The sequence below is a fragment of the Kitasatospora albolonga genome (genome assembly GCA_002082585.1).
GTDB lineage: Bacteria > Actinomycetota > Actinomycetes > Streptomycetales > Streptomycetaceae > Streptomyces > Streptomyces stephensoniae.
In genome coordinates this window covers 815,368-830,959 of record CP020563.1, presented here as the reverse complement: position 1 = coordinate 830,959, position 15,592 = coordinate 815,368, and the positions used below count along the sequence as shown (strand labels likewise).

Genomic DNA, 15,592 nt, shown 5'->3' with positions numbered 1-15,592 from the left:
AGCGGTCGCGGAGCGTCAGAACTTGATCCCGCCCAGCAGACCGGCGAGGCTCGCCCCGCCCGCCGTGATGCTGGGCGCGATCGCGGTGCCGGCCAGGTAGAAGCCGAACAGTGCGCAGACGATGGCGTGGGACGCCTTGAGCCCGTCCTTCTTGAAGAACAGGAAGACGACGATGGCGAGCAGTACCACGCCCGAGATGGAAAGGATCATGAGCGGATCTCCTGGTTGAGGGGACAGTCACCATGAGTCCTTCCAGGATCACGCGAAGTATCTATACGATAAAAGGTGCAATCGGGTGAATAAAACGCATTTTCACTTGACTGGCTGAGTGAAGACCGTGGCCCGCGCGCGGTATTTCCGGGTCCGTGCCGGGCAGGAACCACCCGCGGTGATCCTTTGCCGCATCCGGGCCCGGTCATGTGCGGCCCGGAGCAGTACCCTGTCGATTCACTCGTACGGCCCCGGCCGTACACCCCGGTCAGCAGCGGTGGCGCCGGCCGCCGCGAGGTCAAGGAAGGCGGCCCGCCCGATGAGCGAAACTCCCGATCCCGAGGTGGTCGAGCTGGCGACCAAGGTCTTCGACCTGGCCCGCACCGGCGAGACCGGGACGCTCGTCGCGTACGTCGACGCGGGCGTTCCCGCCAACCTCACCAACGACCGGGGGGACTCGCTGCTGATGCTCGCCGCCTACCACGGGCACGCCGAGGCGGTCACCGCGCTCGTCGCCCGCGGCGCCGACCCGGACCGGGCCAACGACCGGGGCCAGACCCCGCTGGCCGGAGCCGTCTTCAAGAGCGAGGATGCCGTCATCGAGGCCCTCCTCGCCGCGGGCGCCGACCCCGCCGCCGGAACGCCGTCCGCGCGGGACACGGCCCGGATGTTCGGCAAGGCCGACCTGCTGGAACGCTTCGGTGCCCGTTGAGACGAGGGCGGGCGCACCCGGAGGTGTGTCCGCCGCGTGGGCTGCTGACCGGTCCGTCGTAAATGTGGTCGCGGTGGCGAAATGGCTGGGTCATCATGACGTCGAGGGTCCGTTTCGGGCCACCGACGAGAGGCAGAGGATGATGGTCTACATCAAGCGGAAGACGGCGGTCGGCCGATCATGTCGCGGGGCGGCGTAGGGATGTTTCCCGGACATCCCCCTGTGCCCCGCGGGCCCAGGCACTGCACAGTTCCCGGTTGTGTCGACAGCTTGATGTGAGGCTTTCTCCCATGTTCGATCCGTTCATAGCGCCGAGCGGCACCCTGCTCGGCCTGTTGCAGAGGGGCCGCGGCGACGGCACCCTCCACGCGCTCGCCGCACCGCGCCCCGAGGCCCTCGCGGCCCTCAACCACTGCGTCGTGAGCGACCCCCGCCACGACTGGCAGGTGGAGAACCGCTCCCTCTACTACGCCCGCCTGTACCTGGACCTCGACGGCGGCATCGAGGAGATCGAGCGCCACCTCGGTGACCCCGACGACCACACGGACACCGACGACTCCCGCACCGGTCTCGCGCTCTCCGTCCTCGGCCACCTCGCCTCCTACGGACGCGACGACGCCCTGGCCCTCCTCCGCCGCTACGCGGCCACCGGAGCCAACTGGGCCTGGGCCCTGGACGAGCTCGCCCTGCGCGACGACGACGCGGGGCTGCGCTCCCTCGCCCTGCCCGTCCTGAGTCGTTTTCCGGCCACAGAAGAAGGCACCGCCGAGCTCGCCGCCGCCGTACGGGACTCCTTCGAGCCGCGCCCCTGGCGGCTCTGGGCCGACGACCCGCGCGAAGCGGTCGGCGCCCGCGTGCGGGCCGCCACCGAACAGGGCTCGTTCGACCGCTGGCAGCGCCAGCTGCGCCCCGGCGGCCCCCGCCCCGGCTGGAGCGTCCAGGCCGTCTTCGACTGGGCCCAGCAGGCCCTGGAACGCGGCAGCGAACTGCACGTCCCCGCGGCCCGCTGCCTCTCCGCCGTCGCCGGACCCGACGACCGTCCCCAGATCGTCGAGGCCGCCCGCACCGGCTCCGAGGGCGCCCGCTGCGCCGCCCTGCACTACCTCGCCGAGGCGGCCGACCCCGCCGTCCTCGACCTCATCGAGTCCGCCGCCCTCAGCCCGTCCCGCACGGTCGCCGACGCGGCCGTCGCCGCCTTCGAGCGGATGTGCGGGGACGACGCCGTGGAACGCGCCCGGCGCTGGGCCCGGCGGCCCGACGCCCTCGGCGCCTCCGCCGCCGGAATCCTCGCCTGCCGCGGCACCGCCCAGGACGCTCCCCAAGTCCTCGGCGCGCTGCGGGAGGCCGTACGCGGCGAGGGCCCCGACGCCCCCCGGCTCTGGTGCCTGGTCGACGGCGCCGGCCGCCTCGGCATCGCCTGCGCCGCCCCCGTACTGCGCCACATCTACCGGGAGACGTCCTCCTCCCACCTGCGCGGCCGCACCGCCCGCGCCCTCGCCGCCACCGACCCCTCCTTCCCGACCGGGTTCGCGGTGGAGTGCCTCTGGGACTGCGAGGAGACCACCCGCGAGGTCGCCGCCCTGCACGCCGAGACCGGAGACATCCGCGTCGCCGAACGGCTGCGCCGCCTCGCCGCCGACCCGGCCGAGGAGGCCGAGGTGCAGACGGCGGTCCGGAGCCGGATCGGGCCGGACGCACCGGCTCTCTGAACCTCCCGCCGACTGCGTGATTCCGTGGGAGGGGGGCGTTGTCAGACCCCCCTCCTACGCTTCTCACCATGGACATCAACGAGTGGTGGGGGCTCGTCGAACGGGCGCGCGAGGCGGCCGGGGACCGGGCGGACGACCGGGACCCGCCCGACGACCCCCTGCCGGACGCCCTGACCGACGTGCTCGCGGCCCTGGAGCCCGCGCGGATCGTGGACTTCGCCGTGACGGCGGACGAGGTGACCGCCTCGGCCTGCCGGTGGCCCCTGTGGAACGCGGCGTACGTCATCGAGGGCGGCTGCGGCGACGACGGGTTCATGGACTTCCGTGACGGGCTCGTCCTGCTCGGGCGGGAGGTCTTCACCCGGGCGGTGGCCGACCCCGACTCCCTGGCCGCACTGCCCGTCGTGGTCCGGATGAGCCGCGGCGAGAGCGGCTGGATCGGCTACGAGACCCTGGAGGGCCCGGTGAGAAGGGCGTACGAGCGCACCGGGGGCACGGCCGACGCGTTCCGTACGGCGGTGGAGGCGGCCGACCGGGGCCGCATACGGACCGGGGAACCGGGCGGCGCGACCTGGGACCCCGAGGACGACGGCCTCACCCGCCGGCACCTGCCCCGGCTGGCGGCGCTCTTCCTGGAGTGAGGCGTCCTCAGCTGGGCCGGGGCCGGGAACGGGTCGGCACAGGTCCTGAGCACGGGGCCGCCCGGCCGGGGCTCTCTCCCTGCGGGGGCGCGTCCGCGGGCAGAGAATGGCGCCATGACCGGACGCTGGGAGTTCTGGATCGACCGGGGCGGCACCTTCACCGACGTGGTCGGCCGCCGCCCCGACGGCCGGCTGGTCACCCGCAAACTGCTCTCCCACGACCCGGACCGCTACGACGACGCCGCCGTGGCCGGAATCCGGCTGCTCCTCGGCCTCGGCGACGGCGAGCCCGTGCCCGCCGACCGGGTCGCCGCCGTCCGCATGGGCACCACCGTCGCCACCAACGCCCTGCTGGAGCGGCGGGGAGAGCCGACGGTCCTGCTCATCACCGAGGGCTTCCGGGACGCGCTGCGCATCGCGTACCAGAACCGGCCCCGCCTCTTCGACCGGCACATCCTCCTCCCGGAGGCCGTCCACGAGCGCGTGATCGAGGTCCCCGAACGGATCGACGCCGAAGGCCGCACCGTACGGCCCCTCGAACTCGACGCCGTACGCGAGCGGTTGCGGGCCGCCCACGCCGACGGGCTGCGCAGCGCCGCCGTCGTCCTGATGCACGGCTACCGCCACCCCGCCCATGAGCGGGCCGTCGCCGAAGCGGCCCGGGAGGCCGGGTTCACCCAGGTCAGCACCTCCCACGAGGTCAGCCCGCTCATCCGGCTCGTGCCCCGGGGCGACACCACCGTCGTCGACGCCTACCTCTCACCCGTGCTGCGCCGGTACGTCGACGAGGTCGCCGCCCGCCTCGAAGGCATCCGGCTGCTGTTCATGCAGTCCAACGGCGGACTGCGCGAAGCCGCCGCGTTCCGGGGCAAGGACGCCGTCCTCTCCGGCCCGGCCGGGGGAGTCGTCGGCATGGCCCGCACCTCGCGGCAGGCCGGACACGACCGGGTCATCGGCTTCGACATGGGCGGCACCTCCACCGACGTGTCCCACTACGCCGGGGAGTTCGAACGGGAGCTGGGCACCCAGGTCGCCGGGGTACGGATGCGCGCCCCGATGATGAGCATCCACACCGTCGCGGCGGGCGGCGGCTCCCTGCTCCACTTCGACGGCCGCCGCTACCGGGTGGGCCCCGACTCCGCGGGCGCCGAACCGGGCCCCGCCTGCTACCGCCGGGGCGGCCCCCTCACCGTCACCGACGCCAACGTCATGCTCGGCCGCGTCCAGCCCGCCCACTTCCCCGCCGTCTTCGGCCCCGACGGAGACCAGCCGCTCGACGCCGACGCCGTACGGGAACGGTTCGCGGCCCTCGCCGACGAGATCGGGCGCGCCACCGGGCAGAGGCCCACCGAGGCCGACGTGGCGGCGGGCTTCCTGGAGATCGCCGTCCTCAACATGGCCAACGCCGTCAAGAAGATCTCCGTGCAGCGCGGCCACGACATCACCCGCTACGCCCTCACCGGCTTCGGCGGCGCGGGCGGCCAGCACGTCTGCGCCGTCGCCGACGCCCTGTCCATCGACACCGTCCTGATCCCGCCGCTCGCCGGGGTGCTCTCCGCGTACGGCATCGGCCTGGCCGACGCCACCGCGATGCGCGAACAGTCCGTGGAGGCCGAGCTCGACGAGACCGTACGGGAACGGGCCGAGCGGCTCTGCGCCGAGCTGGCCGACCGCACCCGGGACGCCCTGCGCGCCGACGGAGTGCCCGATTCCGCGATCAGCACCCGCGCCCGGGTCCTGCTGCGGTACGCGGGGACGGACGCGGCGCTCGGCGTGGAACCGGACTCCGTGGCCGCGATGGGCGAGGAGTTCGCCGCCGCCCACCGCACCCGGTTCGGCTTCACCATGGACAAGCCGGTCGTGGTCGAGACCGTCTCCGTCGAGGCCACGGGCACGACCGGGGAACACCGTACGAGCCCTCCGGACCCCGAACCCCGCGAGGGCCCCCTCCGGCCCCGCGCCACCGTCACCCTGTACGCCGGGGGGCGGGAGCGGCAGGCCCCCCTCCACCGGCGCGAGGACCTCCGCCCCACCGACACCGTCACCGGGCCCGCCGTCATCGCCGAGGACGACGCCACCACCGTCGTCGACCCCGGCTGGCAGGCGGCGGGCAGCGCCACCGGCCACCTGGTGCTCACCCGCGCCACGCCCCGGCCGGACCGGACGGCCGTCGGCACCCGGGTGGACCCGGTGATGCTGGAGGTCTTCAACAGCCTCTTCATGTCGATCGCCGAGCAGATGGGCGTCCGCCTGGAGAACACCGCCCACTCCGTCAACATCAAGGAGCGCCTCGACTTCTCCTGCGCCCTCTTCGACGCCGAGGGCAACCTGATCGCCAACGCCCCGCACATCCCGGTGCACCTCGGCTCCATGAGGGAGTCCATCAAGGAGGTGCTCCGGCGCAACGAGGGCACCCTGCGCCCCGGGGACGTGTACGCCGTCAACGACCCGTACCACGGGGGCACCCACCTCCCCGACGTCACCGTGGTGACGCCCGTGTTCGACGGGGGGAAGCTCCAGTTCCTCGTCGCCTCGCGCGGCCACCACGCCGAGATCGGCGGCACCACCCCCGGCTCCATGCCCGCCTTCAGCCGGACGGTCCACGAGGAGGGCGTCCTCTTCGACAACTGGCTCCTGGTCCGCGACGGCTGCCTCCGGGAGGCCGAGACCCGCGAACTGCTCACCCGCACCCCGTACCCCTCCCGCTCCCCGGACACCAACCTCGCCGACCTCCGCGCCCAGATCGCCGCCAACGAGAAGGGCATCGAGGAACTCCGCCGCATGACCGGCCAGTTCGGGGCCGACGTCGTGCATGCCTATATGGGCCACGTCCAGGACAACGCGGAGGAGTCCGTACGCCGGATCGTCGCCGGGCTCAAGGACGGCAGCTTCCGGTACGAGGCCGACGGCGGGGCCGTGATCCAGGTGACCCTGACCGTGGACCGGGACGCCCGCAGCGCGGTGATCGACTTCACCGGGACCTCCCCGCAGCAGCCCGGCAACACCAACGCGCCCCGCTCGGTGGTGACGGCCGCCGTCCTGTACGTCTTCCGCACGCTCGTGGGGGAGGACATCCCGCTCAACAGCGGCTGTCTGAAACCGCTGGACGTGCGGATTCCGCCCGGCTCGATGCTCGACCCCGCCTACCCGGCGGCGACCGTGGCGGGCAACGTGGAGACCTCCCAGGCCGTCACCGGGGCCCTCTACGGAGCGCTCGGCGGCCAGGCCGAGGGGTCGGGCACCATGAACAACCTCACCTTCGGCAACGACCGCGTCCAGTACTACGAGACGGTCGCCAGCGGCTCCGGGGCGGGCGACGGCTTCGACGGCACCGACGCCGTACAGACCCATATGACCAACTCCCGGCTCACCGACCCCGAGATCCTGGAATGGCGGCTGCCCGTGCTCCTGGAGGGCTTCGCGGTCCGGGACGGCAGCGGGGGCGCGGGTCGGTGGCACGGCGGCCGGGGCGTGGAGCGGCGGCTGCGCTTCCTGGAGCCGGTCACGGTGGCGCTGCTCTCCGGGCACCGCCGTATCCCTCCGTACGGGGCCGGGGGCGGGGAGCCGGGGGAGCTCGGGGAGCAGTACATCGAGCGGGCGGGCGGCGGCGTCGACCGGCTGGAGGGATGCGACACCGCCGAACTGGAGGCCGGTGACGTGCTGGTGGTGCGGACGCCGGGCGGCGGGGGGTACGGGCAGGCGCGAGCGTGACCCGGGGGCGCGCGGAGCCGCCCGGAAGCCGTGGCGCGAGCGGCTGCCGCCGGTCGCATAAACGCCGTTTCGACCGTTGTCAGTGCGAGGACCTAATCTGTCCCTCGTGACTTCGCCTGCCGACACGGAAAACGCTGCGCCGCAGCTCAGCGCGGGGCCGAGGCCCGCCCCGGGCCCCGCCGCCGACGAGGGGCTCTCGCGGCGGCTGCGCGCGCTCGCGTGCACCGCGCCGCTGCACGACCTCGACGTGCGCAAGGCGAATCTGGCAGGCGAGTACACGGTCTACGCCATGGCGGAGGTCGCCCTCGCGGCGATCGACCACGTCACGCTCAACATGGACTTCGACACGGGCGCCGACCACGACCAGATAGTGGCGAAACTGCTGCCCCGCGTCGGCGCCCAGGCCCCGGACCGCCCCGTCGCCGAGCACGAGCGGGTCGCGCGCTGGGTCCTGGACAACCTGATCAACGTCGGCAGCGTCGACCGCGGCTTCCGCGCGGTCTACGGCACCTTCGGGCCCGACGGGGTCTACGTCCGCCGGGACTACGACTTCAAGCTGATCGAGGAGGTCCCCGGATACGGCGGCACGGTCTACCTCCGCGCCACCGACGAAGCGGTCAACGTCCTCGTCGGGGCCCTGGACACCGATGTCACCAGCGCCCAGATCGCCGCCGAGGTCAAACTGGAGGTGCTGATCAGCCGGGGCCGCCTCGCCGACGCCCAGCTCGCCGCCGAACAGGCCCGCTACCGCACCGTGCAGTACGCCGAGACGCTCCGCCGCACCCTGGAGGCCACCCGGCGCAACGTCCGCGCGGTCGACTGGCTCACCACCGTCCCGGACATGATCGCCGAGGCCCTCGACCACGTGGCCGACCGCTACCGCCACGAGAACGCGATCCTCACCAACATCCGCAAGGCGCGCGACGAGGCCGAGGACCCCGAGCACAAGCGCCGGGCCGCCGAGCTCGTCGACATCGTCAAGGACTGCATCCGCCGCCACACCCAGCTCCAGTCCCGCCTCCTCGAGGCCGGACCGCTCTTCCGCGCCGAGCAGGACCGGCAGGCGTTCGCCGCCCCCGCCGCCCACGCGGGCCTCGATCTGTACGGGCAGCTCCTCGCCCCGCTCCTCCCGCTCCCCGTGGAGCAGTCCCTCCGGGCCACCGACGCGTTCTTCGCCCACGGCACCGGACTGCGCACCCCCACCTCCGTGCGCGTCGGCGACCTGGTCGACATGCTCCTCACCCCGCCGCTGGAGCGGGAGCACCTCGGCATGGAGATGCCCGAGCCCGACCTGATCGCCACCCCCGACGACAGCCGCTTCAGCGACGCCCAGCTGAGCAGCGCCATGGCCCTCCTCGACCTGGAGCACGACGCCCCCCGCCGGCTCTCCGGGCTGCTCGCCGAGGCCCGCCGCAGCGACCCCGACCTGCCCTACCTGGTCGCCCTGCTCGCCGTCCACGCCGCCAGCCCGCCCGTCGGCACCGCCTACCGCCAGGGCGAGCGCCGCCTGCTCTTCGCGGTGGACGACGGTACGCAGCTGGAGGACCCGGAGTTCGGCGGCGCCGACCTGATCGTGGGCACCGCCCTGCTGGACGCCGCCGGAATGGCCGCGGACCGCCAGGAGGTCTCATGACCGGCTCCGTACGCCCCGCGCACCCCCACCCTTTCCGTACCGAGGAGTCCCAGCCGTGAGCGACCGCGCCGCCGAGCACCCCGACGCGTGGACCGAGCCCACCGCGTACGCCGCCTCCCCGCAGACGTACGCGGGCTCCTCCACGGCGTACGCGGGCGACTCCCCGCACCCGCACGCCGCCGAGCCCACCGGCCAGGCACCCGTCACCCCCGCCGACGCCGCCGACGCGGCCCGTCTGGTCTCCTTCGGGCTCCAGCCCAAGCTGCTCCCCGCCCGCGACGCCGAATACGCCGACCTGCTCCGCCGCTACCGGGAGGAGAGCGCCTTCGCCCGGCTCGCCGACGCCGTCGCCACCGGGCTCGGCCTCATCGTCCTGGAGGTCTCCCCGCGCGCCGGGATGGCCGTCACGGCGGGCGAGGACTCCGTCTTCGCCGTCCGCATGGGCGACTACGCCCGCCGCGCCTCCTCCGACGCCGCCGACCGCTTCCTCCACGGCCTCGCCCACCTCGCCGTCGCCGCCCTCGCCTTCCCCCGCCCCGAGGACCTCGCCGACGACGCGTACATCGGCCGCATCACGGTCAACGGCGTCGACGCCTTCGTACGCCAGACTTGCAAGCGGCTGGAGGAGCGCGCCGAGGAGCAGGGCGACAACACCGACCCCGCCACCGACACTCCCGGCCTCGAATCCGGCTGGCGGATCTACGCCCGCCGCAGCTCCACCGGCGCCACCAAGGACGCCCGCCGCCTCGCGGGCTCCACCACCGGCATCATCGGCAAGGCCGTCGCCTTCCTCACCGACTCCGGCTTCCTCCAGCGCACCGGGGACGACGCGGGCGGCACCTACCGCACCACCGCCCGCTACCAGCTCCAGGTCCGCGACCTGGCGGGCGGCGCCGCCATGGCCGAGCTGCTGGAGCTCGGCGTCGTCCCCGTCACCGACGGCTCCGCCACCCTGCTGCCGCCGCCCGACCCCGACGACATCGAGCTGGCCGCCGACGCGGGCCTGCCCTTCCACTCCTCCTGACCCCGCCCGCACCGCCCAGCTCCGCCACCGCTTCTCCGAACGACGAGAGTCCGCCGCCATGTACGAGTTGTCCCGGGTCCGCCTCTACTCCATCGGGCCTGCCGGTGCGCGCTACGCCGACACCGTCCTCGACCTGCGCGGCGTCGGCGAACCCGTCCCCAGCCCCGCGCCCGCCCAGGCGGAGTTCTTCGAGGACGAGCCGGTCGGCCCGCCGCGCCGCCCCGCCCCGGCGGGTGTGCTCTTCCTGGAGAACGGCGGCGGTAAGTCCGTCCTGCTCAAGCTGATCTTCTCGGTGATGCTCCCCGGCCACCGCAACACCCTCGGCGGCGCCAGCTCCGGTGTGCTCCGCAAGTTCCTGCTCGCCGACGACTGCGGCCATGTCGCCCTGGAGTGGCAGCACACGCTCACCGGCGAGTGCGTCGTCGTGGGCAAGGTCAGCGAGTGGCGGGGGCGGCAGGTCTCCAACGACCCGCGGAAGTTCGCGGAGGCGTGGTACTCCTTCCGGCCCGGCCCCGGGCTCAGCCTGGACAGCCTGCCCGTCGCGGAGGCCACCGCCGTCGGCCGCCCCGCCGAAGGGGTCTCCGGGGCCCGGGGCAGGCGCCGCACCATGAAGGGGTTCCGCGACGCCCTGGTGGACGCGGGCAAGTTCTACCAGCACCTCGACGTGCACTGGGAAGAGATCCACGACCGCTGGAACGAACACCTCGGCGACCTCGGACTCGACCCCGAACTCTTCCGCTACCAGCGCGAGATGAACGCCGACGAGGGCGAGGCCGCCGGACTCTTCGCGGTCAAGAAGGACTCCGACTTCACCGACCTGCTGCTCCGCGCCGTCACCGACACCCGCGACACCGACGGCCTCGCCGACCTGGTCAGCGGCTTCGGCAACAAGCTGGGCCGCCGGGCCGAGCTGACCGCCGAACGCGACTTCACCGCGGGCTCCGTCGACCTGCTCGGCCGCATCGTCGAAGCGACCGGGGCCCGCGCCCGCAGCCGTGACATCCACGCCGCCGCCGAGCGCCGCACCCGCACCCTGGCCCGCCGCCTCTCCGCCCGCGCCGCCGAGGAGCGCGGCCGCACCGCCGAGCTGGCCGAGCGCGTCACCGCCGCCGCCCACACCGTCACCGAGGCCGAGTCCACCCGGGGCCACCGCTCCCTCATCGCCGCCGAACTCGCCTACCGGCACGCCTCCCTGGCCCTGGCCGGGGCCGAGAAGAGCGCCGCCGCCGGACGCAAGGAGCTGGCCGAGGCCCGCACCCTGCACGCCGCCTGGCAGGCCGCCGAAGCCGTCCTGCGCCACCGCGCCGCCGCCGACCGCTCCGCCAGGGTCGCCGCCGCCATCCGCGAGGCCGAGCGCGACGCCGCCCCCGCCCTCGCCGCGCGCGCCGCCGCCGCCGCCGATCTCGTACGGGCCCTGCACCTCGCCGCCGAGGACGGTGAGCGCGTCGCCAACGAGCAGGAGGAGCGCGCCGAGACCCTCCAGGCCACCGGCGAGCGCGCCCACCGCGACGCCACCACCGCCGCCACCGAGGCCCAGCGCGCCCGCAGCGAGGCCGGACACCTGCGCCAGCGCCTCGCCGAGGTCGAGCAGGAGACCGGCGAGGCCGTCCGGGCGGGCTGGCTCGACAACACCGCGCCCGACGCCGACCCGGCCCGCGCCGCCCTCGCCGCCAGCGACGCCGAACAGTCCGCTGTCGCCGCCTGGGACACCGCCCGCGAGGCCGCCCGCACCGCCGCCGACCACGCCCGCGAGGCCGCGGCCACCGAGAGCCGCGCCGAACTGGCCGCCGCCCGCGCCGCCGACGCGGCCAAGGCGGCGGAGCAGAGTTACGAGGACGAGCTCAGGGCCGCCGAGTCCATCGCCGCCGACCCCCGCCTCGCCGACCTGCTCGGCCTTCCCTCCGGCACGGGCGTCCCGCACCCCCGCCGGGGAGCGGCCGAGGAGACACCGGGACCGGACCGGGGGGCCGCCGCGCGCACCGCCGACGGCACCGCGACCGGCCCCCGGAACGACGGCACGACCGGCACGGGCCCCGGCCACCCGGGCGACGGCACAGGCACCACCGCCACCGAGACCGCACCGGACAGCGCCCTCGCCCTCGCCGACCAGCCCGCCCCCGCCCACCAGCCCCTCACCGCCCAGGAGTTCGACCGCAGCGCCGACGAGCTGCGCGAGCTGCTCGACCAGTCCGTCACCGCCGCCGAGCGCCGCCTCTTCGACCTGCGCACCGCCGCCGCCGACGACGCCCGCATCCTCGGCGCCCTCGGTGAGGGCGGACTGCTGCCGCCCGGCCCCGACGTCCTCGCCACCGTGGAATACCTGGGCGAGCACGGCATCCCCGCCCTGCCCGGCTGGCGCTACCTCGCCCAGGCCGTCGACCCGGCCGACCACGCCGCCGTCCTCGCCGCCCGCCCCGAGCTCGTCGACGGCGTCGTCATCACCGACCCCGACGCCCACACCCGCGCCCGCGAAGTCCTCGGCAGCGCCGCCCTGCTGCCCCGCTCGGCCGTCGCCGTCGGCACCGCCGCCGCCCTCCTCGCCCCCGTCCCGGACCCGGCCACCGGGTCCGACGCCCAGCACGACGGCGTCTTCCTCGTCCCGCCGAACCCGGCCATGCACGACGAACACGCCGCCGACGAGGAGCGCCACGCCCTGCGCTCCCGCGCCGCCGCCCGCGACGAGGACATCCGCGCCCTCGCCGCCCGGCTCTCCGGGGACCGCGCCCTCGCCGCCCGCATCGGCTCCTGGCGCGCCGACTGCCCGCCCGGCATGCTCGCCGAGCTGGCGGAGGCCGCCGCCACCGCCCGTACGGCGGCCGAAAGCGCCGAAGCCGTCCTCGCCGAGGCCCGTACCGCCCGCGCCGAGGCCGACGAGGCCGCCGCCGACACCGCCCGGGTCCGCGACGAACGCCAGGAGGCCGCCCAGCGCGCCCGCCGGGTCGCGGACGCGCTGGCCGGGCTCGCCCACCGGCTGCGGGAGCGGGCCCGCTGGCAGGTCCGGCTGCGCGAACTGGCCGACGAGGCCGCCGAGTCCGAGGCCCGCGCCGCCGTCTGCCTCGACCTCGCCCGCTCCGCAGACGAGGACCGCAGGGCCGCCCAGCGCGCAGGCGACGACGCCCGCCGCACTGCCCGCGCCCTGCGCGCCGAACGCGCCGAGATCGCCGGCGCCCCGGAGACCCTCCCGGAGCCCGACGCGACCAAACCCCGCACCGCGCTGCCCACCCTCCGCGAGGCATACCGCGCTGCCTCCCAGCTGTACGAGAAGGTCGGCGTCGGCGCCGACCTGCGCGCCGAACAGGCCCGCGCCGAGAGCGACGAGAGCGCCGCCCTCGCCGAGCTGGACCGCCTCACCAACAAGGTCCGCACCCGCGCCGCCCAGCTCCTCGAAGGCACCGACGGGGCCGACGGCCCCTCCCGCCAGGCGGCGGCCGCCCGCGCCGAGTCCCACGTACAGCTCCTGGAGACGCGCGCCTCCACCGCCAGCGAGCAGCTGGGCCGGTTCCGCGGCGAGGCCGAGCGGCTCGCCCCCGACGACGAGCGGCCCCACCACACCGAGCTGCCCGACGAGCTGGTCCCGGCCGACGCCGAACAGGCCCAGACCTTCCTGCGTACGGCCACCGGCGAACTGGCCTCCGCCACCGCCGCCCTGGACACCGCCCGCGCCGCCCACAGCGAGCTGCTCCACGCCCACCGCACCGCCGAGGACTCCGCGGGCGGCTTCGACGAGACCGCCGCCCTCCTGCGCGACCTGCTCCGCGACCACGGTACGGAGGAGGTCACCGAGACCCCCGAGCCGTATCCCGGCACCCTGGAGGAGGCCCGGCACTCCGCCGCCGAGGCCCGCCGCTCCCTGCGCGGCTGCACCACCGACCTCTCCGCCGCCGAGAGCGCCGTGCGGGAGGCGAGCGACATCCTCGTCCGGCACGCCAACTCCACCCGCTACGAGCAGGTCCGCACCCCGGCCCGCCAGCAGATCCGCGAACTGCCCGCGTCCGCGCTCCCGGAGCACGCCCAGAAGTGGGCCGACGCCTTCGCCCCCCGGCTCCGTGTCCTGACCGACGAGCTGGTCCAGCTGGAGCGCAACCGCGACTCCATCGTCGACCGGCTGCGCGGCCTGGTCGAGTCGGCCCTCGCCACGCTCCGCTCCGCCCAGCGGCTCTCCCAGCTCCCCGAGGGGCTGGGGGAGTGGTCGGGGCAGGAGTTCCTCCGGATTCGCTTCGAGGAGCCGGACCAGGCCACCCTCACCGAACGCCTCGGCGAGGTCATCGACGAGGCGACGCACGCCGCCCTCAAGAAGAACTCCGACCTCCGCCGGGACGGCATGTCCCTGCTGCTGCGGGGCGTCGAGGCGGCGCTGCGGCCCAAGGGCATCGCCGTGGAGATCCTCAAGCCGGACGCGGTGCTGCGCGCCGAGCGGGTCCCGGTCGGGCAGATGGGGGACGTCTTCTCCGGCGGCCAGCTGCTCACCGCCGCCATCGCCCTCTACTGCACGATGGCGGCACTGCGCAGCAACGACCGGGGCCGCGACCGCCACCGCCACGCGGGCACCCTGTTCCTGGACAACCCGATCGGCCGGGCCAACGCCACGTATCTGCTGGAGCTCCAGCGAGCGGTCTCCGATGCGCTGGGCGTCCAGCTGCTCTATACGACCGGCCTCTTCGACACGACCGCGCTCGCCGAATTCCCCCTGGTCATCCGGTTGCGCAACGACGCCGACCTGAGGGCGGGGCTGAAGTACATCAGCGTGGAGGAGCACCTGCGCCCCGGGCTGCCCCAGCAGGACCCGGAGGGCGAGACGGTCCACGGCGAGATCACGGCGACCCGCATGTTCAAGCGGAGCGGGCCGCAGCCGAGCGGACCGCAGCCGGAGGCATGACCGCCGAATCGCAGCCGGAGGCGTGACGGGCCCCCGGGCGGACTCACGCCCGGGGGACCCTTACGCCCGGGAGAGTCTCAGCGCCGGGAGTCCCTTACGCCCGGGAGAGATCGCCGGTGCTCCGGCGGTCGCGTATGCCGCCGCCCGCATCGCTCCGTTCGGCGGCTCGCGCCGCCCGCTGGGCCCGGCGCCGCTCCCGGCGCATCTGCCGGGCGGTGCTGCTCGGCTCGGACACCACGCCATGGCGCTGGTTCCACACCTGCCGGGTGACCCAGACGTCCAGCACCGCCCAGGTGGCGACCACCGTGCTGGCCACACTGCTGAGCACCATCGGGAAGGCCAGCCAGGAACCGGCCAGTGTGCAGAGGAAAGCGACCACCGCCTGGATGATCGTCAGCGACATGATGAGGACGGCCCGCACGGCGGCCGTCCGCACCGCATCCGGCATCCGCCGTCTCTTCGCCGGCTCCTCCACCCACAACTGCCGCTGTCGCGGAATCCTCGCCCCGTCCACGGTGTCCGTCCTCGCGGTGCCCACCGGTGCTCCGGCGCTTCCGCGTTCCTGCGTGCTCAAGGTCCTTCAACTCCCCACCGCTGTCCGACTTCAGGGTGGCTGCCCGGCTCGCGCCGGTTCTACGCGGGCGGTTGGACTCCGTACCGCCGCGCACGCCCCCGCCGTGCGTCTACCCCGTACATATGGACGAACCACCCGCTCCGAAGATTCCCCCTGAAAGCCACCACAGAGCCCCGAAAGTCACGGAACGAAGAATTCCAGCCAACTGATGTGGGCCTGTACGCGGTGGGTCGGCGGTGATCCTGTGTCGCTTTCGCGAATTTCATCTCCGGGAATACCGGGACAATTCATGATCAACGCCTGGCCGGACGGCTGAAAATCATCCGGACGTGTCTTCGAGTTGTCTCTGTGTCAGTAGTAGGCTCGCGCCGTTTATTGACGCAGGACGGACCCTCGCCCGCGTTCGTCCGATGCGCGCCGGTGTACGCACGGCGAATGTCGGGGCAGGGTCGAGGGACGACCGGGAGAAGACCACCCCCGCGGTGCGGGGCCGATCTGGGGG

Annotated in this window: 10 protein-coding genes; 8 read left to right on the top strand and 2 right to left on the bottom strand. The window is 74.4% G+C overall.

The window, feature by feature from the left end:
• Nucleotides 1–15: 15 nt before the first annotated feature.
• On the bottom strand, nt 16–210 hold the full coding sequence (locus B7C62_03505; GenBank protein ID ARF71425.1) for a hypothetical protein: 195 nt from the start codon (nt 208–210) through the stop codon (nt 16–18).
• A gap of 319 nt (nt 211–529) precedes the next feature.
• Between B7C62_03505 and B7C62_03500 the strand changes: the two genes are divergently transcribed.
• The 8 genes from B7C62_03500 to B7C62_03465 all read left to right on the top strand — a co-directional run bounded on the left by B7C62_03500 (nt 530) and on the right by B7C62_03465 (nt 14,516).
• On the top strand, nt 530–922 hold the full coding sequence (locus tag B7C62_03500; protein ID ARF71424.1) for a hypothetical protein: 393 nt from the start codon (nt 530–532) through the stop codon (nt 920–922).
• A complete protein-coding gene (locus B7C62_03495; protein ID ARF71423.1) occupies nt 912–1,121 on the top strand; it encodes a hypothetical protein in 210 nt (69 codons plus the stop codon). The genes B7C62_03500 and B7C62_03495 overlap by 11 nt, the downstream gene beginning before the upstream one ends.
• 91 nt (nt 1,122–1,212) lie before the next feature.
• Complete coding sequence (locus B7C62_03490; GenBank protein ID ARF71422.1) at nt 1,213–2,631, top strand: hypothetical protein; 1,419 nt, start codon at nt 1,213–1,215, stop codon at nt 2,629–2,631.
• A gap of 68 nt (nt 2,632–2,699) precedes the next feature.
• Nucleotides 2,700–3,272, top strand: coding sequence for a hypothetical protein (locus B7C62_03485; GenBank protein ID ARF71421.1), 573 nt, complete (start codon nt 2,700–2,702; stop codon nt 3,270–3,272).
• Between the two features lie 114 nt (nt 3,273–3,386).
• A complete protein-coding gene (locus B7C62_03480) occupies nt 3,387–6,983 on the top strand; it encodes a 5-oxoprolinase (GenBank protein ARF71420.1) in 3,597 nt (1,198 codons plus the stop codon).
• 106 nt (nt 6,984–7,089) lie between these two features.
• A complete protein-coding gene (locus tag B7C62_03475; protein ARF71419.1) occupies nt 7,090–8,616 on the top strand; it encodes a hypothetical protein in 1,527 nt (508 codons plus the stop codon).
• Nucleotides 8,617–8,671: 55 nt separating this feature from the next.
• Nucleotides 8,672–9,640, top strand: coding sequence for a hypothetical protein (locus B7C62_03470; protein ARF71418.1), 969 nt, complete (start codon nt 8,672–8,674; stop codon nt 9,638–9,640).
• 58 nt (nt 9,641–9,698) lie between these two features.
• Nucleotides 9,699–14,516, top strand: coding sequence for a hypothetical protein (locus B7C62_03465; GenBank protein ARF71417.1), 4,818 nt, complete (start codon nt 9,699–9,701; stop codon nt 14,514–14,516).
• A 94-nt stretch (nt 14,517–14,610) separates the two neighbouring features.
• Here the strand turns inward: B7C62_03465 and B7C62_03460 are convergent, their stop codons facing one another.
• The gene (locus tag B7C62_03460; protein ID ARF71416.1) at nt 14,611–14,964 is read right to left on the bottom strand and encodes a hypothetical protein; all 354 of its coding nucleotides are present in this window, start codon (nt 14,962–14,964) and stop codon (nt 14,611–14,613) included.
• Nucleotides 14,965–15,592 lie beyond the last annotated feature (628 nt).

Coding starts and splice junctions, on each gene's coding strand:
- B7C62_03500 (ARF71424.1), top strand. CDS start 530: ATGAGCGAAACTCCCGATCCCGAGGTGGTCGAGCTGGCGACCAAGGTC.
- B7C62_03485 (ARF71421.1), top strand. CDS start 2,700: ATGGACATCAACGAGTGGTGGGGGCTCGTCGAACGGGCGCGCGAGGCG.
- B7C62_03465 (ARF71417.1), top strand. CDS start 9,699: ATGTACGAGTTGTCCCGGGTCCGCCTCTACTCCATCGGGCCTGCCGGT.
- B7C62_03480 (ARF71420.1), top strand. CDS start 3,387: ATGACCGGACGCTGGGAGTTCTGGATCGACCGGGGCGGCACCTTCACC.
- B7C62_03460 (ARF71416.1), bottom strand. CDS start 14,964: ATGCCGGATGCGGTGCGGACGGCCGCCGTGCGGGCCGTCCTCATCATG.
- B7C62_03505 (ARF71425.1), bottom strand. CDS start 210: ATGATCCTTTCCATCTCGGGCGTGGTACTGCTCGCCATCGTCGTCTTC.
- B7C62_03490 (ARF71422.1), top strand. CDS start 1,213: ATGTTCGATCCGTTCATAGCGCCGAGCGGCACCCTGCTCGGCCTGTTG.